The 21,034-nt window shown below is 44.7% G+C and carries 19 protein-coding genes; 10 read left to right on the forward strand and 9 right to left on the reverse strand.

What is annotated here, in order from left to right; all coding sequences use genetic code 11:
- Positions 1 to 34 precede the first annotated feature (34 nt).
- From CXF82_RS12785 to CXF82_RS12805, 5 genes are all read left to right on the forward strand, one after another.
- Complete coding sequence (locus tag CXF82_RS12785; RefSeq protein WP_102044307.1) at positions 35 to 814, forward strand: AraC family transcriptional regulator; 780 nt, start codon at positions 35 to 37, stop codon at positions 812 to 814.
- A gap of 101 nt (positions 815 to 915) precedes the next feature.
- Positions 916 to 1,935 (forward strand): murein transglycosylase domain-containing protein, encoded by a 1,020-nt coding sequence (locus CXF82_RS12790; RefSeq protein WP_102044308.1) that lies wholly within the window; start codon positions 916 to 918, stop codon positions 1,933 to 1,935.
- Between the two features lie 619 nt (positions 1,936 to 2,554).
- Positions 2,555 to 3,232, forward strand: coding sequence for an acireductone synthase (gene mtnC / locus CXF82_RS12795; protein WP_101091980.1), 678 nt, complete (start codon positions 2,555 to 2,557; stop codon positions 3,230 to 3,232).
- Positions 3,233 to 3,394: 162 nt separating this feature from the next.
- Positions 3,395 to 3,823, forward strand: coding sequence for an acyl-CoA thioesterase (locus tag CXF82_RS12800; RefSeq protein ID WP_102039049.1), 429 nt, complete (start codon positions 3,395 to 3,397; stop codon positions 3,821 to 3,823).
- Between the two features lie 64 nt (positions 3,824 to 3,887).
- Positions 3,888 to 4,163 carry a GNAT family N-acetyltransferase gene (locus CXF82_RS12805; protein WP_102044309.1) on the forward strand — a complete coding sequence of 92 codons (276 nt, stop codon included), beginning with the start codon at positions 3,888 to 3,890 and terminating at the stop codon, positions 4,161 to 4,163.
- A gap of 21 nt (positions 4,164 to 4,184) precedes the next feature.
- Here the strand turns inward: CXF82_RS12805 and CXF82_RS12810 are convergent, their stop codons facing one another.
- Both CXF82_RS12810 and CXF82_RS12815 read right to left on the reverse strand, forming a co-directional pair.
- Positions 4,185 to 4,589 (reverse strand): acyl-CoA thioesterase, encoded by a 405-nt coding sequence (locus CXF82_RS12810; RefSeq protein ID WP_102044310.1) that lies wholly within the window; start codon positions 4,587 to 4,589, stop codon positions 4,185 to 4,187.
- Between the two features lie 212 nt (positions 4,590 to 4,801).
- Positions 4,802 to 6,598, reverse strand: a complete 1,797-nt coding sequence (locus CXF82_RS12815) for an AMP-dependent synthetase/ligase (protein ID WP_101091984.1) — start codon at positions 6,596 to 6,598, stop codon at positions 4,802 to 4,804.
- A 561-nt stretch (positions 6,599 to 7,159) separates the two neighbouring features.
- On the opposite strand from CXF82_RS12815, the gene CXF82_RS12820 reads away from it, so the two are divergent.
- The 4 genes from CXF82_RS12820 to CXF82_RS12835 all read left to right on the forward strand — a co-directional run bounded on the left by CXF82_RS12820 (position 7,160) and on the right by CXF82_RS12835 (position 10,981).
- Complete coding sequence (locus CXF82_RS12820; RefSeq protein WP_101092016.1) at positions 7,160 to 8,731, forward strand: alpha/beta hydrolase; 1,572 nt, start codon at positions 7,160 to 7,162, stop codon at positions 8,729 to 8,731.
- A 10-nt stretch (positions 8,732 to 8,741) separates the two neighbouring features.
- On the forward strand, positions 8,742 to 9,476 hold the full coding sequence (locus CXF82_RS12825) for an ABC transporter ATP-binding protein (protein WP_101091985.1): 735 nt from the start codon (positions 8,742 to 8,744) through the stop codon (positions 9,474 to 9,476).
- Between the two features lie 52 nt (positions 9,477 to 9,528).
- A complete protein-coding gene (locus CXF82_RS12830; RefSeq protein WP_101091986.1) occupies positions 9,529 to 10,665 on the forward strand; it encodes an ABC transporter permease in 1,137 nt (378 codons plus the stop codon).
- A 64-nt stretch (positions 10,666 to 10,729) separates the two neighbouring features.
- Positions 10,730 to 10,981 (forward strand): superinfection immunity protein, encoded by a 252-nt coding sequence (locus CXF82_RS12835; RefSeq protein WP_102044311.1) that lies wholly within the window; start codon positions 10,730 to 10,732, stop codon positions 10,979 to 10,981.
- A 329-nt stretch (positions 10,982 to 11,310) separates the two neighbouring features.
- On the opposite strand, the gene mog is transcribed toward CXF82_RS12835, so the two are convergent.
- Both mog and CXF82_RS12845 read right to left on the reverse strand, forming a co-directional pair.
- Positions 11,311 to 11,844, reverse strand: a complete 534-nt coding sequence (mog, locus tag CXF82_RS12840; protein WP_101091988.1) for a molybdopterin adenylyltransferase — start codon at positions 11,842 to 11,844, stop codon at positions 11,311 to 11,313.
- A gap of 158 nt (positions 11,845 to 12,002) precedes the next feature.
- Positions 12,003 to 12,485: an NlpC/P60 family protein gene (locus tag CXF82_RS12845; protein ID WP_101091989.1), complete on the reverse strand. Its 483-nt coding sequence runs from the start codon at positions 12,483 to 12,485 to the stop codon at positions 12,003 to 12,005.
- A 216-nt stretch (positions 12,486 to 12,701) separates the two neighbouring features.
- Between CXF82_RS12845 and CXF82_RS22330 the strand changes: the two genes are divergently transcribed.
- Entirely contained in the window at positions 12,702 to 12,848 is a 147-nt protein-coding gene (locus CXF82_RS22330; RefSeq protein WP_157822927.1) for a hypothetical protein, read from the forward strand.
- 183 nt (positions 12,849 to 13,031) lie between these two features.
- Here CXF82_RS22330 and CXF82_RS12850 read toward each other — a convergent pair whose 3' ends face one another.
- The 5 genes from CXF82_RS12850 to CXF82_RS12870 all read right to left on the reverse strand — a co-directional run bounded on the left by CXF82_RS12850 (position 13,032) and on the right by CXF82_RS12870 (position 20,885).
- Positions 13,032 to 14,177 (reverse strand): ABC transporter permease, encoded by a 1,146-nt coding sequence (locus CXF82_RS12850; RefSeq protein ID WP_102039053.1) that lies wholly within the window; start codon positions 14,175 to 14,177, stop codon positions 13,032 to 13,034.
- Positions 14,174 to 15,097 (reverse strand): ABC transporter ATP-binding protein, encoded by a 924-nt coding sequence (locus CXF82_RS12855; protein WP_101091991.1) that lies wholly within the window; start codon positions 15,095 to 15,097, stop codon positions 14,174 to 14,176. The genes CXF82_RS12850 and CXF82_RS12855 overlap by 4 nt, the downstream gene beginning before the upstream one ends.
- Complete coding sequence (locus tag CXF82_RS12860) at positions 15,094 to 16,035, reverse strand: HlyD family secretion protein (RefSeq protein WP_101091992.1); 942 nt, start codon at positions 16,033 to 16,035, stop codon at positions 15,094 to 15,096. The genes CXF82_RS12855 and CXF82_RS12860 overlap by 4 nt, the downstream gene beginning before the upstream one ends.
- A gap of 249 nt (positions 16,036 to 16,284) precedes the next feature.
- Positions 16,285 to 18,132 carry a phytase gene (locus CXF82_RS12865; protein WP_101091993.1) on the reverse strand — a complete coding sequence of 616 codons (1,848 nt, stop codon included), beginning with the start codon at positions 18,130 to 18,132 and terminating at the stop codon, positions 16,285 to 16,287.
- Between the two features lie 14 nt (positions 18,133 to 18,146).
- Positions 18,147 to 20,885, reverse strand: coding sequence for a TonB-dependent receptor (locus CXF82_RS12870; protein ID WP_102039057.1), 2,739 nt, complete (start codon positions 20,883 to 20,885; stop codon positions 18,147 to 18,149).
- Positions 20,886 to 21,034 lie beyond the last annotated feature (149 nt).

Consider the following 21,034-nt stretch of genomic DNA (forward strand, 5'->3'; position numbering starts at 1 on the left):
AATATAGGACGACATATATCGACTAAAGGACAATATGAAACTCAGCCCATCAGATGAATCCTTTAAACCAATGGCTAGACCGATTGTTTTAGTCAAAAGGAGCCTCAAAAAAGGCGCTGCCATTGAGTTGCATCAACATGATTGGGGGCAGCTCTTATACGCCCATCGCGGAGTGATCCTTGTAACAACAGCCACAGCAAAATACATTTGCCCTGCAGAACAAGCTGTCTGGCTCCCTTCCCATGTCGATCATGAAGTGTTGGTGTTAACCGATTGCGAACTTAGCAGCGGTTATTTTGAGCAACAACAAACCCCAAAACTACCAAATTTTGCTCAAGTAATCAGTATTTCACCCTTACTAAAAATGCTCATTATTGAAGCGCTCAACATACCTGCGAATTACGAATGGCAAAGCCCTGCTGGCAGACATTTAAGATTGATCCGTGACTTCATGACCCTTGCTCCCGCCGTTGAAACCAGCTTACCGTCTCCCACTTCGGTAAAGCTGCTGTATATTGCACAACAGCTCAATGAAACACCTGAGGATATTAAGAGCTTAGAGGAATGGGGCAAACTGGTTGGCGCTTCGGCTCGAACGCTTTCTCGCAACTTCAAGAAGGAAACCGGAATAAGTTATACATCTTGGCGCCAAAGATTAAAAGTTCAGGCAGCGATACATCTACTTTACCGAGGAAAATCGGTCACCGAAATTGCTTTTCAACTGGATTACGAAAGCCCATCCGCTTTTATTTGTATGTTCAAAAAAAATACAGGCATAACGCCCAGTAACATTATCACTAGGTCATCGTTATAAAGACTGAGATTGATAATAAGGCTACTAAAAAATGACTAGGTTGCGCTCATTCGCCATTCCCCATGTATAATCTAATCACTGAAACTATAACACGCTGATAAATGTCTAAATATCTATTCCTACTACTGTTAATCCCCTTCTATTGTGCCCATGCTAATACGCTGGATCTAACAAAATATGATACCGATGTCGCTGCATTATTACGAGAATACCAAGGGCAAGATGTAAACTCGCGGCCAGTGCTGCCATCAGTATTAGTATTCAATGAAAGTGAACAGGCCTCAACCTATGTCGACTTTAAACGCGGCTTAATTCTGGTTGAGACTCGTAGTAAAGCGCAGCTTAAACAAGCTGTGGTGCAGGTGTTATTGACCCAAATAGACCCTAAAGTGATTGATGCACAAACCGCGCAAGACTTTGGCTTAATCAGCAATAAAAAGAAGCCGTTTTTTTGGGGGCAGATAAGAGACCAAGAGAGTAAACCGATTGAGTTCGAGTGGCGTGCCTCGCGTTACGCTGATTACTTAGTCAATAACAGCCAAAAAGTTAACTCGCGCTTTCGCGTCGCTATCTACATGGTTAAAAATCACAGCAAAATTGCCAGCGGTAAATACATTAACTTTGCCCGTAACTCAGGCCAAAAACATGGTATCAATACTGACCTGATAATGGCCATTATTGAAACTGAAAGCGCGTTTAACCCATTAGCAAGATCGCGTTCCAACGCATTAGGATTAATGCAAATCAAAGCCAATACTGCTGGCCGCGATTACTTCTCCTTAGTGAAGGGCTATAAGCACACCCCTTCTTCAGCTTACTTATACGATCCTGAAAAAAATATTGAAGTCGGTACCGCTTATTTAAAGATATTATCAAGTCGCTACCTATCAGGTATTCACCATCCTAAGAAGCGCGAATATGCGGTAATATCTAGCTATAACGGTGGTGCGGGTAATCTCTGGAAGAGTTTAGATTCACGAGGCAATCGTACTAAAGCGCTGGCACGGATTAACAAGATGACGGTCAGTGAATTTTATTGGTTCTTAACCCATCGACATAACCGCCAAGAAACCCGTAACTACTTAAAGAAAGTCAGTAGTAAACAGAAAAAATACCTTTAGAGCATGATTAATATTCCATTAAAAATGATGGTCGTTATTCTGCGGCGCTATGGCTTGAACCTTAATCGCTAGATCCCTAAAATTCAACAGTTGAGTATTGTATAGTTCCTCTATGACTCACCCCGTCATGCATACCGCTCAAGAAAATTGGCGACTCAGTAGAAACCGAACATTTTTACCTATTGCTGAACAATGAGCCCCATAACGAGGAGACGGGCAAAGTCGCATCATTTACAGTCTTCACGCCATCTCTATCCTTAGGCGTTGGAAACTAAAACATGACATTTTTTGATCAAACACTCCTAGTCAGTATTTAAGCGTGGGCATTAAAGCTCCCATCACCCCAATTGAACACCAAATAGCTAAAGAATATTAAAAGCAATCACTTACATAACTATGCATCACTATGTTGTCGATAACTTCAGGCAAAGTGACGAATTGCCACTTTGTAGTAACGTCACAGATACACCACCATTTAATAAAACTGTACATAAAACTGAAAATTAACTACAACAAGAGGCCCGAATAAACTAGCCAAGCAGACCATTTCAGCTTAGGATCTGAACAATAAACAAAGCTCAACTACAGTTAATAGCACATTGCGGAGTAACCAAACATCATGGGTATCAGAGCCATTGTCGTAGATACAGCCGGTACAACTACCGATCTTAACTTTATTGAGGATATCCTTTTTCCTTATTCAGCTAAGGCCTTACCCGCTTTTCTTGAAGAAAACCAACATAATGTGTTAGTTGAGAACTGCATTTGTGATGTGCAAGACATTGCGCTTGAGCCGGATGCAGATCTTGCTCGTGTGACTGAAATTTTGTTGCAGTGGATTAGCGAAGATCGCAAAGCGACGCCACTAAAAACTATTCAAGGCCTTATCTGGAAACAAGGTTACGCTAACGGTGAATTTAAAGGTCATATCTTTCCAGACTTTATCGAAGCACTTGATGGCTACAAGCAAAAAGGCTTACGCGTTTATAGCTTCTCATCAGGTTCTGTTGATGCGCAAAAACTGCTGTTTGGTAATAGCGATGCAGGCGACTTAACCGATAAATTCAATGGTCATTTCGATACCCGCACCGGCAACAAACGCTTTAAACAGGCTTATTGCAATATCCTTAACACTATCAGCCTTAGCCCGAAGCAGATCCTATTTGTTTCTGACGTGCTAGAAGAGTTAAAAGCCGCCAGTGAAGCAGGCTTGAACGTAGCACAAATGGTACGTGACGATAGCCAGCGCACCGGTGACTTTAAGCAGGTTAGCAGCTTTGCAGAGCTTGATATCTAACACGGTATCGATGACTCGAAAAGGCATTCATTGAATGCCTTTTTTTGTGGCTAAAATTCACTTTTCTAGTCCTTGTTGTCACTGAGGCATGCTGTTATGCTGACTATTAATCAAACAAGTGTTTGAATAACAATCAAGCTAGGCTAACGAAAAGAGATCATTATGGATAAGTTTCTCCAGCAATACCCAATCAATACCGCAATTAACGTCGCTTGGGGCGAAATGGATGCCTTGCAACACGTCAACAATGTGGTTTACTTTCGTTACTTCGAGACCGCAAGAATCGATTTTTTTAACCAAATAAACTTGCTCGAAGATCTACAAAAAACCTCTATCGGCCCAGTCATCAGCGAAAACCAAGCACGCTATAAGCGTCCAGTGACCTTTCCAGATACCTTGATTGTCGGCGTTAGCATAAGCGATATTAAAGATGACCGATTCATGATGCACTATCATGTTTTTAGCCAGGGCCAGCAAGCCATCACCACCATTGGTGCATCTCAAGTCGTCATGTTTAATTTTAAAACGGGCCAAAAGGCCACGCTTACACCACAACTGCTTGATGCACTAAAGACCTACCAACAAGCATAACGCTGCTATTGTAGTCGTTGATGACATCAGCCTTGCCTGTATGCTCGAACAAGAGGAATAAACGATGAGTGAACACGTTATTCACTTAGTTGATGAAAATCGATTTGTTGTCAACGTCAATAATACTCAAGCTGTGCTGTGCTATGAAGTGGTTAACGACCCTAACGCAATATCCGGCTCTGGACGGTGCAACTTCAGCAGTACCTTTGTGCCAAATGAACTACGAGGCAAAGGTCTAGCGGAAAAATTAGTGCGCCATGGCCTTAGCTGGGCCAAATCACAAGGTTTACAGGTTGAAGCGAGCTGCTGGTATGTACAGAAGTTTTTAACCTCAACATAGAGCAGCTCAAATAGCATAAGTTTAGCCGCCGGTTAGCTTAGCTAATTGCTCACGGAGACTATCACTTAAAGCCACGCTTTTTTCTGCTGTATAATCGTAATGTACTACCGATGTTTTCGCTTCGACTGTTTTGTTACCGTTTTGCCAGCAGCTTTGCGTTAACTCAAAACTGCTATTGCCAATGCGGCTCACCCAGGTTTTCACTGTAACATCGCTAGCGAAGTAGGTCGGAGCATTAAAATTCACCGTAAAACCCGCAATGATCAGGTTCCACTTCGACAAGTCTTGAGTCGGATTGAATATCTTGAATATCGGCTCACGTGCCGCTTCAAACCACACTGGGAACACCGTGTTGTTGATATGGCCTAAGGCATCCGTTTCGCAAAAGCGTGGCTGTATGGTGAGGCTAAATTCGCTTTGTTCCACTCTATCCCTTCCTTATATTTATTATTAATAGGCAACAGCTGCCATTCTACCGATAAAACAGCCAATACGGTAAAACCAGTATTTTTATATCGGTACCAATGCGGCAACAAGGGTAAACACTTGTCCCGTAGCCCGTTAATAACGGATTAAACAGATACAAAAAAGGATGCCTTAGCATCCTTTTTCGTTAGTAAATGAGCGCCAATGCCAGCTTAACGGCCGTACATCGCGTTAATTTCTGTTGAGTATTTCTGGTAAATCATCTTACGGCGTAACTTCATGGTGGGCGTGATTAACCCCGCTTCCATTGAAAAAGCATCAGGCAGTAAGGTGAATTTTTTAATCTTCTCAAACCCTGCGAGTTCTGTCTGCAGAGTCTTTAGCCGCTCTTCAAAATGTTCCACCACATGTGAGTGGCGTAGCAGCTCCAGTGGCGACTCGTAATGTAATCCCTTCTCTTTTGCCCACACTTCAAGTGACTCAAAAGCAGGTACAATCAAGGCGGTCACATAGTTACGCGCATCAGCAACAATCGCAACTTGCTCGATGAACGGGCAGCATCCCACTTTACCTTCGACTCGCTGCGGTGCAATGTACTTACCGTTAGAGGTTTTCATTAGCTCTTTAATGCGGTCGGTAATAAAGAGGTTACCTTGCGCATCAATATGGCCAGCATCGCCCGTTTTAAGCCAGCCATCTTCAAAGGTATCAGCCGTTTCCTGTGGGCGATTATAGTAACCGCGCATCACGGTATCGCTGCGCACTAGAATTTCGTTATCTTTGCCCAGCTTAATTTCGGTCTCTGGCAATACCTGACCATTAGAACCCGTGACACGATTACTTAGAGTATTACAGGTTACCGTCGCGGTGGTTTCCGTCATGCCATAACCACATAACACAGGCACGTTGATGCTGTGGAAAAAGCTGGCGACCTTAGTATCTAGGGCGGCACCACCAACAGGCATAAATTTCAGACGCCCGCCCAGCACTTGCTGCAACTTGCTATAAACCAGCTTGTTGGCTAAGCGCCACTGTAAACTCAATGCAAAAGAGCCTTTAGCACGACCTTGGCCAACTTCAAATTGGCGCTCTCCCACCGACATTGCCCAAGCAAACATCTTCTGTCGTGTGTTAGGGGCTTTACTGACTTTATCTTGTACGGCGCTATACACTTTCTCAAGGAAGCGCGGCACCACACACAAAGTATGCGGACGCACTGCAGTAATAGCCTCTTTTGCCGCCATTGGATTCTGCAAATAAACATTGTGGCCACCGCGAGAAAGCACGTAAAAGGTCCAGCCACGTTCAAACACATGGCTTAGCGGTAAAAATGCCAGTGAAGTATCACCCGTTTCAAAATTCATTTTGTTATCGTGCTGACGTACTGTCGACGCTATATTACGGTGATCTAGCATCACCCCTTTAGGTTCACCCGTGGTGCCCGAGGTATAGATAAGCGTTAGCAAATCATCAAGATTGGTATCAGCGAGCCGCTTATCAAGTTCAGCATCAGCCGCGTTATCAACTTCACCTTGCAGGAGATCATCTAAATAGAAGTGGTTATGTAGATCGGTCAGTGGCACGCTTTTATCAAATACCACAATACGTGACACCGAATCACACTGCGTAATTAAGTCACATGCCATGGCATATTGCTCTGCGTCACCAGCAAAAATAAGCTTAGCTTGTGCATCGTTAATGATGTAAGCAGCTTGTTCCAAAGTACTGGTCGGGTAGATAGGCACAACTACCGCTTTAGCCTTTAATAATCCTAAATCAGCACATGTCCACTGCGGACAATTTTGCGAAAGGATCACTGCGCGGTCTTGTGACTGAATACCAAATTGGATTAACACCCGTGCTATTTTAGAGGTGATAACATCAAAGTCGCCCCAGCTAACTTGGTGCCAAGGCGCCGCCATTTCAAATCCTTCGAGTGCTATCGCATCGCCAAGCGCATGACTCTGTTGCTGTATGAGACGTATAACGTGAAATGATTCGAGTGACATAAAATAACTACCTTTTAGCTTACAAGTGTTCCGCTTTATACTCAGTTTACTCGAAGTTCTCCGAAAAACTAAGAGCTTTTGCTCTATTTATGTTAAGTCAAACACAAAAAAAGCCTGCTTAAGGTGATGAACAGCGGTCTATTAACAAGATTTATTTTTAGCTAAGCCGCTCAATCAAAAACAGAAACAATCAAATAACAAATGTGTATGCGACTGTACAAAAAGTCTGCACCAGTCATTCCTTTTCCATTTCAAAAAGAACCACCCACTTTTAGTGAGGCAATAACGTATCATTACCTCAGTAAAAATAGCCAATCACCAGTCAATTCAAGGCGCATTGTGGTAATAATGGTTGTTCCCTTATAAACAAGTGGATCCGCTCAGGCGCTCCCGTTGAGTGGGCTTAAAAGTGATTTAAACTACGTTAAAGACCTTGGCAATAGACCCGCTATTGCACTGCGCTCTAAGCCTCGCTTAAACCACTTTCAATTTCCTCTGAAATCAAGCATCTTGAAGTCGAGCGGGTATCGATCCGCTAAATTGCAAAAAGGAATCAGCATCATGCATCACGGAATGTATTCACCACTACGAGCAAGAGTGTGTCCCACTCTCACGCGCCGTAAAAAAGTCGCTCTAGCGGTGGTTATTTGGGCTGCAATACTGTTGCCTACAGTGCACGCACAGCCACTGACACTCAGTGCACCCAAGGCGGTAAATACCACAGATAACAGTTGCTATGTTGATGGCCTGTCAGAACAAATGAACTGTGGTTCAATCAGTGTGCCTGAGGATCATGACCAACCTGAAGGTAAGCACATTCAGGTGTACTACGTCGTCATGCCAGCGATTAAGAGCAGCGGTAAAAGTGAAGCACTACTGGCCATTGCGGGCGGCCCAGGTCAATCGGCGATTGAGAATGCTAAAGGCTTCGACCAGATGTTGACTAAGGTACGTCAAACCCACGATGTCATTTTGATCGACCAGCGTGGTACTGGCCAATCAAACCCGCTGCAATGTGTTGGTGATGGTTTTGCAAGCCCGCTTGCCATTAACGAAAGTGACTTTGATGCCCGTGAAGAATCTCAAAAGTGTTTAGATGAACTTGATGCCGATGTCACCCAATACGATAGTTTATCAGCACTTAGAGACTTTGAAGCTGTAAGGCAACACCTAGGCTACCAAAAATTGCACTTGTACGGCGTATCCTACGGCACACGCATGGCGCAGCTGTATATGCGTCACTACCCTGAACATATAGCCACCGTCACCTTAGATGGTGTGGTACCAATGCAGCAAAGCGTATTAGCCATTGGCGATGCTATCGCCCGTGCTTTTGATCTGTTAATTCAAGATTGTAGCAATAACACCCTGTGCCACAACCAGTTTCCTCAGCTGGCAGCTGAACTCGATAAAATGGACTCTGAACTGGCACAAGCACCAAAAATCAGCATGATTGCCGATCCAAGAACGGGTGAAGCCACTCAACTCACAATGACCCGCAGTAAATTCAACGGTGCGCTGCGTATGGCACTGTACTCGCCGAGTGTTCGCGCACTGATCCCCCATGCTATTCACCAAGCGTCGCAAGGTAATTTTCAACCCATTACCGGACTTTATGCCATGTCGATGGACGGCGCGGGGATCGCTATGGGAATGCACGCATCTGTAGTCTGTGCCGAAGACTGGCAACGCTTAACACCCCAGCTACGCGCCAACATTTCTCAGCATTACTTCGGCCGAGAGATGCTAAAAACATTTGAGAAATCGTGTGCTGTGTGGAATATGCCTACGGTTGATAGCAGCTTTAGCCAAGCCATTGCCAGTGATATTCCAACGCTGATTTTATCTGGCAAACTCGATCCAGCCACCCCACCCAGTTGGGGCGAGATGGCGATGGAAAAACTCACCAATGCCAAACACTTTGTTGCGCCTTATGCCACTCACGGTGTTGCTTACCAGTCTTGTGGTAACAACCTGATTGCCGAGCTGGTAGAAAAGGGGGCTGTAGCGGATATTGATGGTGAATGCTTAAACAAAGATATTAGCCGTAATTTCTACCTCAATGCCAGTACCGTTGAAGCCATACCCAGCGATACAGACACCAAACAAGCAGAAACAGCCCTGAATCAGTAAGGAAGCACTCATGATACAAGTAACAAATTTATCAAAACGCATCGGAGATGTGCAGGCGCTGGATAATTTAAGTTTTTCAGCACTCGATGGTCAAATTACCGGACTGCTAGGCCCTAATGGCGCAGGCAAAACAACCTGTTTACGTACCGTATTTGGTTTACTTAAGCCCGATAACGGTTTTGCTGAAATAGACGGGATTAACATTGCAAAATCCCCGGTTGCTGCAAAGCAACAATTAGGACTATTTCCCGACCCTTTTGGGCTTTACGAACGTTTAACGCCACGTGAATACATCAGTTACTTCGCCGAGCTCAATGGCCTCTCACGCAGTGATGCAAAACTCGCCACCAGCAGTGTAATTGAAAAGCTACACCTAGCCGATATTGCCGACAGACAATGTAAGGGCTTTTCCCAAGGCCAGAGAATGAAAACCGCGCTGGCGCAAGCCATTGTCCACCAGCCAACCAATATCGTGCTCGATGAACCGACGCGTGGCCTCGATGTTATGAGCACACGGGTATTACGTGACATATTGCGCGATCTTAAAAACCAAGGTCACTGTGTACTGTTTTCGAGCCATGTAATGCAAGAGGTTGCCGCGCTTTGCGATCAAGTGATTGTGATGGCCGAAGGTAGAGTGGTTGCGGTTGGCAGCCCAGATGCACTCTGCCAACAAACGGGCAAAAGCTCACTCGAGGATGCCTTTATTCAGCTTATCGGTACCGATGAAGGGATTGCTGCATGATGGATTTGACACTCAATGCCTCTACAAAAGACGGTAACAAAGGGATGTGGAAATGAGTAATAAAATAATCACCATGGTTCGCAAAGAACTTATTGATGCCGCTCGCGATAAACGCTCAGTGATGGCCGGGCTCTACTACGCCGTCGGTGCGCCACTGTTGATGTGCGGTATGTTTTTTATGTTGATAGGACAACTCACCAGCCCTGAAGATCTGAATATCAAGATTAACAATCCTCAAGGTGCACCGGATCTGATTAAATACCTTTCAAGCAAAGGTATTACCCAAGGAGATGCAGACAAAAATAAGGATATTTTGCTGGTGATTAGCGATGATTACGCTAGCAATATGGCCAAAGGGATCAGCGCCGACGTCACCTTGATTGCCGACGCCTCAAATGAAAAACTGCAAAAGTCGATTCGCCGTCTTGAAAAGAGCCTACAGCAGTACAGTTCTGAAATGGGTAGCTTACGTTTGATTGCCCGCGGCATCGACCCAAGAGTCATGCAACCTATCAAGCTCAATGTGGAAGACCAAGCCACCCCAGATTCAAAAGCAGGCATGATTTTAGGCTTAGCCACTATGACGATGATCTACGCCGTGTTTATCTCAGGAATGAATCTCGCTATTGATACCAGTGCCGGCGAGCGCGAACGTAATTCGCTCGCGCTACTGCTGAGTCATCCGGTGTCCACCGGGCAAATTGTGATCTCTAAAATCATCACCGTCACCCTATTTGGAATGATTGGTCTGCTATTAACCTTAATCGTGTCTAAATTTGCCTACAGCTTTGTGCCTTGGCAAGAGCTTGGGTTTAGCGTCAGCGTTAATAGCAGCTTTATCGGTATGATGATGCTCGTCGGTTTACCGGTGGCAATAATGGCAGCCTGCTTACAGCTGTTTGTGTCGTTTATGGCTAAGAGCTTTAAAGAAGCTCAGTCGTACCTCACCATTGTATTGATGTTACCTATGATGCTCGCGATGGCAGCCAGCTATGATATCGCGCCAGACACCCTACAATGGCTACCAGTATCGGGCCAACTGCAAGCGTTAATTGAGTTCATTAAAGGTCGTGAATTACCGGGAATGCAATTAGCGATTTCATCATTGATCACCCTTGCCATCTCAGCACTATTAGCATTTGGTATGCAAAAATCACTTAAAAGCGAAAAGATTGTCTTTGGTTTGTAGCCTCAGATAAAAGGATGCCTCTTAAACATCATCATTTAAGAGGCTCATTATCAGGAGAGATAAAATGGAATTTATAGATAATATTTTAGCCAGTGACAATTACTTGTTTATGGCCATGCTAGCGGTCGTGGTATTAGTGCTGTGGTTTCTACCCGCTATGTTGGCGCTAATTTTTAACCGTAAGCATTTCAAGCTCATCTTAATCGCTTGTATTCCTGCTGGGTTTTCAATGATTGCATGGGGTGGCGTGATGGTGTGGGCAACGACCGGTAAAGCCGTCGATAAGTATGCTAAGCGTGACAAAAAACAAGTATAAAAAGTGTTGAAGCAACAGATTTTAAAAACAAATACCAAAACTACCCATCCATGGGTTTTGGCATAAGTTCTGACCTCCAAGGACGGAAGAAATGCCGATAAATGTATGGAACATTTATGGCCAGACACAAATACCAAAACTACCCATCCATGGGTTTTGGCATAAGTTCTGACCTCCAAGGACGGAGGAAATGCCGATAAATGTATGGAACATTTATGGCCAGACACAAATACCAAAACTACCCATCCATGGGTTTTGGCATAAGTGTTCCAGACACAAAAAAGCCCGAGTCATACTCGGGCCTTTGCATTCAATAAAGCGAGTAGGTACTACTTTGCTTTAGGTCTAAAAGGCTTAATAACCGCTTCGTCACACTCTAAAAACGGACCATCCATCAGATCAATACAGTATGGAATAGCAGGGAATACTGCATCCAAACACTCACGAATTGATTTTGGCTTGCCTGGCAAGTTAACAATCAATGAGTCACCACGAAGGCCCGCAGTTTGACGAGACAAAATGGCCGTAGCAACGAACTTTAAAGATTCGGCACGCATCAACTCACCAAAGCCAGGCATCATGCGATCACATACTGCTTCTGTCGCTTCAGGCGTCACGTCGCGCTTTGCTGGACCCGTGCCGCCAGTGGTGACAATCAAACTGCAATTCTGCACATCTGCCATATCAATTAGCGTGGCTTCAATCACATCAGTTTCGTCTGGGATCACCTTATAAACAGGCTCCCAATCTGATGTAAGGTATTCGTTTAGCACTTCAATAATCGCCTTACCAGAAAGATCTTCGTAGACACCAGCGCTAGCACGGTCACTTACCGTAACAATACCAATTTTTGCTTTGCTCATTGTTTTATCCTTTCACTTTAATCTATTCCGAGATCACTCGCGGCTAACAGCCATCGAATGTCAAAACTGTTGATGCCGTATAAAGTAGCATAAAGTTAACTAGCTAGATTTGATAAATATCCAATATATGCGGTAAACCAACTAAAAAAATACCAAGCCTAGAGTCTTCTTGCTAACCAATACTTTTGCTTCCAATAGCTATTGTTCAAACTAGAGATCATCACACCTTGGCTCGTCGAAGCATGTAAGAACTGATGGTTACCAATGTAGATACCAACATGGCGAGTGCTCCAGCCCGTTTTAAAAAAAACTAAATCGCCCTCTCTAAGCTGACTTTTACTCACACTTTGGCCGATGCCCCTTTGTTCATCAGTGGTTCGGGGCAAGGTTATGCCAAATTTATCTTGAAATCCTAGCGCCACAAACCCAGAGCAATCAATGCCACGTTTACTCATACCACCGAAACGATAAGGCGTGCCTTTCCATTCGCTATACAATTGCATTAATTGGATTTTTACTGCGGTAGCATTATCTAACGTTACCGTTACTTTTGAATTGTTTGTGCTGCTTATGTCGCGACTAGGTGCGCTGGAACAGGCATTTAATAATAAAATAAAGACTAAAACAAAAAGAACTTTCATATAAATCCATAGGGTATATACCCGTTCTACTTCAACCTGCTCATTGCTGCATTTCTAGGTTATTTCAGTCTAAATATACCGTCGGCAGAACGGTAAGCTTACCCAGTATGAGTATTTTAAATTAGTAAATCTTAAATTAATTAGCAAGTAAGCTTTCAATGCCAAATATTTAAACTATATATAAAGGGAGCGCTAGTTAAATTAAAGGAAGTTGTAATGGAAAAATATGTCATTAATAAATATAAACAGGGTGAATTTGAACAGTCAAAAACAGCTAATGAGGAGTCAACACTGCTGGAAAGTCAGTCATACACTGAAGAACTGGAGGATGAAACACCGAGTTATATCCTTGGTTATAATTAATCCTATACCGCTTCAATTATTAACGATTGAAGCGGTATTAACATAGCTGCTTATTTAAACAATTACGCTGCAGCATACCCCTCATAGATTAAGTCATCCTTAAAATATTATCCGCATACCTAGATGGAAAAAACACTTAATGTTTATGTCATACTCATCAATATATATTAACAAGTAATGAAACTACTCCAGATTCTTTTTAAATCGAAGTGAAGCGATAATTAGCCCTATAACCGTAAAGATAGCTAACCAACTCACATCATAAGACATGTCAATAATGTCCACATCTCGTAATATTACCCCACGTACTAAGCGCATAAAATGCGTTGCTGGTAATGCCTCAGCAATATACTGCGCCTCAATTGGCATACCTTCGTAAGGGAACATAAAGCCAGATAACAAAATAGAAGGTAATAATACAAATATGGTCATCTGCATTGATTGAAGCTGGTTCTTTGCTATCGTAGAAATGACTAACCCCAATGTTAAACTTGCCATAATAAACAAGAGTGTAGCGCCAAAAAGCTGCGCTAAGCTACCATTGATAGGCACATTAAACAGGCTGTAACCTATCCCTAAAATAATCGTAACTTGCAGCATTCCGATAAACATATAAGGGATGATTTTGCCTAGCATTAACTCCATTGAACGAATGGGAGTGGTAATGAGCATCTCTAAGTTGCCCCGTTCTCGTTCGCGCACGATTGCCGCAGAGGTAAACATGATCATGGTCATGGTTAGGATTACGCCGACCAAACCCGGAACAATATTAACCACGGTGCGCTGCTCTGGGTTATAAAACAGCGCCACCTCAAACGTCGGCGTTGAGCGATTACTCGGCAAGCGCAACAATTCAGTTAACGGCATATTGCGTAACCCTTTAATTGCCGCTGCGATCATCGTATCTGAGCCATCTACAATCCATTGTGCAACAGGGCGACTTGTCTCCTCATCAGTCGAGGGTGGACTCCCTAAGCCAACAGCCTGATGGCGTACCAACCGCTGAGCCACATCTTTGGGGATCACTAACACGGCTCTCACTTCTCCCCTAGCGATGGCGGCATTAGCAGATTCAATATCGTAGAAATGTTGGGTAAACTTCACCACTTGAGTCGCCCGCACAGTCTGTACCAACACTCGACTCAATGCTGTTTGGCTTTGATCGATGACACCAACGGGTATATCTCGAATATTGGTATTGATAGCAAAACCAAATAGCATTAATTGAATAAGCGGGATCATTATCACCATGCCAAAGGTCATTCTATCGCGCTTTAGCTGGATTAACTCTTTACTGACAATGGCTTGGATCCGATACAGTGCTTTCATTGTCTCCCCTTACCAGTACAGGTAACAAACACATCTTCCAGGCTTGGCCTCACGATATGTAACTGCTGTTTATCCAGTGATTCATGCTGTGCCAAAAATGCGATAGGATCAATGCAACGGTCGCTCACCAATACCCGTAAACGTGAACCTAATTGCGCAGCGGTGATCACCTCTGGTAACGCGGTGAGTTGCTGTTTAAGTTGACGCAAGTTATTGGATTCAACCTCAACGACATGTGCCCCCATGTCACGCATAAGTTCATCAGGAGAACCGTCAGCGCGCTTTATCCCCGTTTCCAATATTGCCAATTTGTGGCATCGTTCCGCTTCATCCATATAATGGGTCGAGACAATAATACTGGTGCCTTGATCACTTAAATCGAATAGCTTTTCCCAGAAGTCACGTCGATTTTCAGGGTCAACGGCTGATGTTGGCTCATCTAGAAACAGTAATTCAGGTTTATGTATGGTTGCAGCTGCAAGCCCTAAGCGCTGCTTCTGGCCACCGCTCATGCTGCCTGCTAACTGACCCGCGCGTTGGTCGAGCCCATAGGTACTTAGCAACTCATTAATTCGAGAACGCTGCTCATGGCGGGATAAACCATATATTTTGGCAATGAATTGCAGATTCTCTTTTACGGTTAAATCATCGTACAAAGAGAATTTTTGCGTCATATAACCCATTTTCAAACGCAACTTTTCAGCATCTCTAGGCAGTGTTAGCCCGAGCACCTCAACCTCTCCAGAAGTGGGTAACAAGAGTCCCGTCAGCATGCGAATTGCAGTAGTTTTCCCACATCCATTCGGGCCTAAAAAGCCATATATCTGCCCTCTTTCAACCTCAAAATTAAGGTTTTGAATTGCCTTTAAGCTACCAAAGTGACGACATAACTGCGTTGCCCGAATCACAGTGTCACTCATGGCAGCTCCACTTGTGCAGGCACTCCGCTGGGTAAAGAGGCGGCACTATCGGGTAGCTGTACCTCAGCAAGGTACATTAGCCTCGCTCGTTCCTCTTGGTTTAGCGCGTAATAGGGCGTAAATGCCGGTTCATTTGAGATCCAGCGAACGTGCCCCATGATAGGCTTATCGACTCCATCAACATGCACCAGCATATTATCGTTAATCTTCACTTTCACCCGGTAAGGCTCAGGTATATAAACCCTGGCAAAAGGTGCTTTGCCCGCAAGTAATATGGCGAGGGGGCTACCTTGCGTCACACGCTCACCCAAATTCCACGGTAAATTATCTAAAATGCCGTCTCGTGTCGCGCGAATCGTTAAATCTGCTAACTGCTTTTTCTCTCCTGCTAACACCGCTTTGGCGGCGTCGAGGTTAGCCTTGGCAAACCGAATGTCTTCTTCTCTGGTGCCGGAGGTTAATTCTCGTAATTGCTCTTGGGTATTTTCTAGATTAGCGATACCAGAATCGCGACTCGCAAGGGCGCGGTCAAGATTTGCCTTGCTGGCTAAGTTGTTTTTTACCATGGTCTGCATACGGCGGTAATTGGCTTCACTTTCGAGTAGCGTAGCCTTTGCGCCTGCAACATTCGCGCTGGCAGCGGCTATCTCCTCTTCACGGGCGCCTTTTCGTAATTTATCGTAGTTAGCAACCGCTTGATCAACATCAGCTAGCGCCTTTAACACCTGTGATTGTTGAAAGGTATCATCTAATTGAACTAGCACTTCACCTTTGCTAACCATACTCCCTTGTGCGACAGGAAGGCTGACAACAACTTCATTAATGGTCGCGGTATGGGCGATCCGTTCTCGCTCTAAGCTCCCCAATGCGACATGTTTTGCGCCGCTATCACAAGCTGTGAGAGTAAAGAATACGAATATAAAAATGAGTATGCGCACATTAACCGTCCTTATTGCATTGCACTTGCTAAAGCTCAAATTATCAAGGTATTAACGTATGCTTCAAAGCACTAATCTGCAAGTAAAAGTCGAATATACTCATCAAGTTTGTACCGTATCGTTAGCCGAGATTAAGGCTTTTAAATACAGAGAACATGAAAATTAAAAAAAATACTGAATCAATCTTCAATGCAGTATTTCCGTTTTGACGTTATGGATGAAGCGATGCTAGCTAATCATTGGACTTGCTTAGTCCTTAGCTCCTAACTGCAATGTTTGGCTAATCTCACTCCAAGGCACCCACTTAAAATTTTGATTCTGGTCCGGCATTCGATTACGGCCATCTTGCACCACCATCATGCCTTGTGACCAAACCCCACTCCCAACCGCACTTGAGGTCACATCGAGTCCATCAGTTTCGGCGCTGCCGTCATAACCCTTACTTGCATTAATGCCAATTCGAAAGCGATCAACATAGGCATAAGGTGCGGTGCTGTTGTACAGCAAATAGCTATCATTGCCTTGGCTAGATACCACTAAATAGCCCGTTTCACTGTCAGCTTGATAAAGTGATATTCCCTCGATATCGGCCACCAGCGGCCCGCCCACTTTAATGATCATCTTGCCGCTTAAGTTTGCTGACTTATCATCAAGATTAAAGGCCCATATACCCGCATTTTCTTCACCGAGGAATAACTGTTTGTTAGCATCATCGGCGACACAACCCTCCGGTTGGCTGGGGACACTGAACTGCCGTACTTGCGTCGCTTTAAGATGATTATCTTGCCATTTTAGTTCGATTTGACTGACTAACCCTGACTTCTCATTGGCAAAAACATATAGCTCATCTTCACTGGGTTGATACAAACACAGGCCATAAATATCGCTCAGCGTGGTCGCTTGTTCCGGTAGCTGCGTAAGCACACCATACTCATCGACATTAAAGATACTCAAGCTATTGCGATCACGATTGCTGGCAACGGCGATATCGCGGTACTCGCCGCCCAATAACACCCTTTGCCTAATGTCGATATTGTTGACCCGCCCCGCACCAATGGCCTGCTGTTGCTCACCTTGCATAGAAAAGCTCAACAACCCCCAACGTTTATTAGTCCCCAGTACACGGCTTTTTTCTGGTGTGGTTGGGTGAATCCATATCGCGGGGTCGTCCATGGTATCGCCCGCTCTATCAGAAATATCACTTTCTACTGCCGTTGGGATCTCTTTTATCAGCTCGTTTGAGGCCAGCACGACTTTAGTCGGTGGCTGCCATGGCGCTTGATAGAACTGAGCGTCGTCGTCCGAATAAGCCCAAAGCTGCTTGTCAGTCACGTACAGACTTTCGAGTGTTTGCAGCCCTTTGAAAGGCGCTGCGACTTTATCGCCCTTAGCATCAAAAATATGCCCGCTTTCATCCATCATCATGATCTGGCCCGCGTTAATGACTAAACCAGATAAGTCGTTATCGGGCATAGAGATAGCAAGCGCAGATTCTGCCGCCACATACGGCGCTGCAGGATAACGCCATAAACCTTGATGATTATCGAGTACATATAACTGCTCATTATCATCGACGGCGCATTTCAACGCGCCCATTGATACCGATAAACTACGTACTAATTGTGGTTGCCATTGTCCATCAGACGACAGTAACCACTGCTCCGCATGCCCTGCATCATCCCCTAACCACGCATAAAGATTCTTATCCGCTTGGCGTGGTTGCAAGCATAGCCACTCGACTTGAAATGAGCGTTTTGGCAGCAGTGACAAACGTTGAGTATTGCTTAGGCTCAAATTAATCCCTTGCACTTGATCTATCTCAGTGTCGTAAGTGAGTGCGATATCTTTATGCACTGCCAAATATTCAAACTGACCCGGTACAATGACTTTTAATAGCTGCTTATCTTCAATTACTAACCCTAGGCGCTCACTGGCAAATAGTGCTCGCTGATCCCACATCGCCATCTCACTTGCCGCGATAGGTCCCTGTAAAGCCGTTCTGACTTGCTGCGCTACGGGATTGGCCATCGCGGTTCCGAGCTGACAACTAAAAAGAGTGGCTGCGACTGTCGTTATTATGTTTTTGGTGTTAATCATGTGAACCTCTAACCTTAAAAGTTGATGAACTGGATACCTAGCTGGAATGTACGGCCATACTCTTCGTATTGGGCGTTATAACGGCTCTCTCGGGTATAGGCATAGAAAGGTTCATCGGTAATGTTTATCGCTTTAAAATAGACAGTGATCTCTTCTGTGATAAAGCTTTTGGCAACAAAATCCCACTGGGTATGTGCATCTTGGTAGATATCAAAATCGGCATCATCCAACTCTGTGACCTCAACCAAATATTCAGACTTATAGGCTGCAGAAAGGCGCACACTCACATAGGGATTTTCATATCCAAAAGACGCGTTTGCGGTAAGTTCTGACTGACTCGGTAATGGAATGTCGCGTCCCTGTTCACCATCATCTTGCCAACTGATATGCGCAGTTGAATCACTCAAGGTTAGATTGCTGGTAAAGATAAGGCCGCGCCAGCCTTCAGGCATAAACCCAAACTCCTGCACATAAGCCAGCTCTAGCCCTAAAATATCCGCTTCGTCACCATTAACAAAGGTCTCTGCTTTATCAAAATTTTGGTATTTACCATAGCCAGCTAAATCTGCTTCATAGATAAAATTGGTAATATCTTTGTAAAAGCCACCAGCAGAGATAACCCCGAGGCCGCCCATGTAGTACTCAATACTGAAATCCCAGTTCATGGCTTCTAATGCTTCTAGATCCGGGTTACCAAAGCTCGCTTCTAACTCATCGTCATCTTGCTCAATTAAGTAACCGGGTGCCAATTGACCAAATGTAGGACGTACAATCGTGTTAGTCCATGATGCACGCACTACCGTTTTATCACTCCACTTATAGTTAAGGTGGAAGCCAGGTAGCCAATGCTGATAATCACGGTCGGTGTTATTGGCAAAGAAATCATCTTTACTTTCATCAAAGCCAGAGCCTTGCGACTGCACAGCTGTGTGTTCAAAGCGCACACCCGCTAGTAGGCGGAGACTATCGATATCAATATGGCCCATAAGGTAAGCAGCGGTAATATCTTCGTCGATATTAAAGTCATTAATCCGCGATTCAATCTCATCTTTTGCAACGGTATCATTCATGCTATTAACCAAATCCCAAATGGGATCAGCGGCAATAGAGGGCCCAAATCGACCGAGATTATAATTAGGTTCTGCAGCTGAAAACTGACTCATAGCCAACTGTTCATCGCTAATACCTTGCTCGTCGAAATCCTCATAGATCCAAATATCTTCACGGTTTTCTTTAGCGCGAGCACTGTACTTTGCACCAAACTTTAGCGCTACCGGCCTTTCTGCCACCCGCCATGTTTTACTTAAATCAAACTTAGTTGATGTGATGGTATCGACGGTGTTGGATTCTGCTATTTCGACTTTATCTAACTGGTACTCATCAGCGCTGTAGAACCCTTCAGATGCTGAGATTATTGGAACTGTGGGATCTTGGTAAGCAACATCATCGAATTCGCCTTCAAAGTCAGCTCCCCCTATATAACGTGGCTTATCCGCTTGTGCTCGGCTCCAACTCGTCTGGTAGTTAAGTGTCCATGTGTCGAACCTAGACTCACCCCCAAGCACGATTGAAATGATCGACTGATCTTCTTCTCGTGATTTCAACGAACGGGTCGCTTCTGCAGTATTAGGACTGTCCGGTAAGGTGCCATCATCCCATTTTATCTCGTTAGCATTACGGGTTTCGGTATCGACAAAGCCACTATACAACGTGCGTAAAAACAGGTCATTGTCATCATTGGGTCTGAAATCAAGGTTAGCGCCAAGCCCAACTCGCTCGCGATTGATTTGATAATCTCGCTGCTCAACCTCTTCTAACACTGCTGGGTCATCAAAGCTCCAGTTGCCACCGGTTTCAACATTATCAGAGCCAAAGTCGCGGTTATACCAACTCGCAGCAATGGCAACGCCGAGGTTTTCTTGAAAAATGTCGCTATAACTGCCCGCAAGTTTAGGATTAACACTTTCGGTCATCTCATCAAAACTGCCTTCAGCACTCACATTAAAGTAGGTATCGTCACGGTCAAAAGCCGATAGGCTTTTCACTTCAATGGCACCACCGAGAGAGTCGGCGTCCATATCAGGCGTTAGGGTTTTAGTTACCTCAACAGATTGCAACAAGTCAGATGGCACCACATCCAGCGCCACCGCGCGGCGGTCACTGTCTGGTGATGGTAAGCGCGTGCCATTCATCGATACCGCATTATAATCTGGTGCCATTCCGCGGATGCGAACAAAGCGGCCTTCACCCTGATCGCGCTCAATAGAGACGCCAGGAACTCGCTGTAAAGCCTCGCTAATATTGGTGTCGGGAAAGTTACCCAGCGCATCCGCACTCAATACGCTGACTAAGTTGTCAGCCGCTCGCTGGCGGTTTAAAGACTTACTCAATGCACCTCGTTGGCCAACAACTTGAATATGCTCTACTCCCTGACCTTTCAGCTCAATTTGCTTATTGATCAGGCTAACTTCACCCACTTGGATCTGCGACCGGTAAGTGGTTCCTCCCAAATACTCCACGACTAAAGTGTATTGTCCCTTGGGTACCTCTTGGAAAAAAAAGCGACCATCACGACTCGACTCCTGCTTGAGGTTTAGCTCTTCAATACTAATGAGCGCTCCCTCCAGTGGCATTTTTGTCGCTTCATCTGTAATCGCACCTTCGACTTTTCCAGCCCATGAGGTTGATGGAAAAGCTAAGCTGGCGGCAAAAAGTGCAAGGTAGAGCGGTGATAGCGAACCGAGCTGCTTCATGTGGTTAAATTCCTATTTTAGTTTGCGTTATATGGGTTATTTGCAGGCAAATCTAAAATAGACTGATGACAATTGCGTGACGTCGATATTTGAATAGGGCAAAAAGGAGGATTTTTGAACTACTTTACCGGCAACTGAGCTTATTTGAC

Origin of the sequence: Shewanella sp. GutDb-MelDb, from assembly GCF_002836075.1 — a bacterium.
Taxonomy (GTDB): Bacteria; Pseudomonadota; Gammaproteobacteria; order Enterobacterales; family Shewanellaceae; genus Shewanella.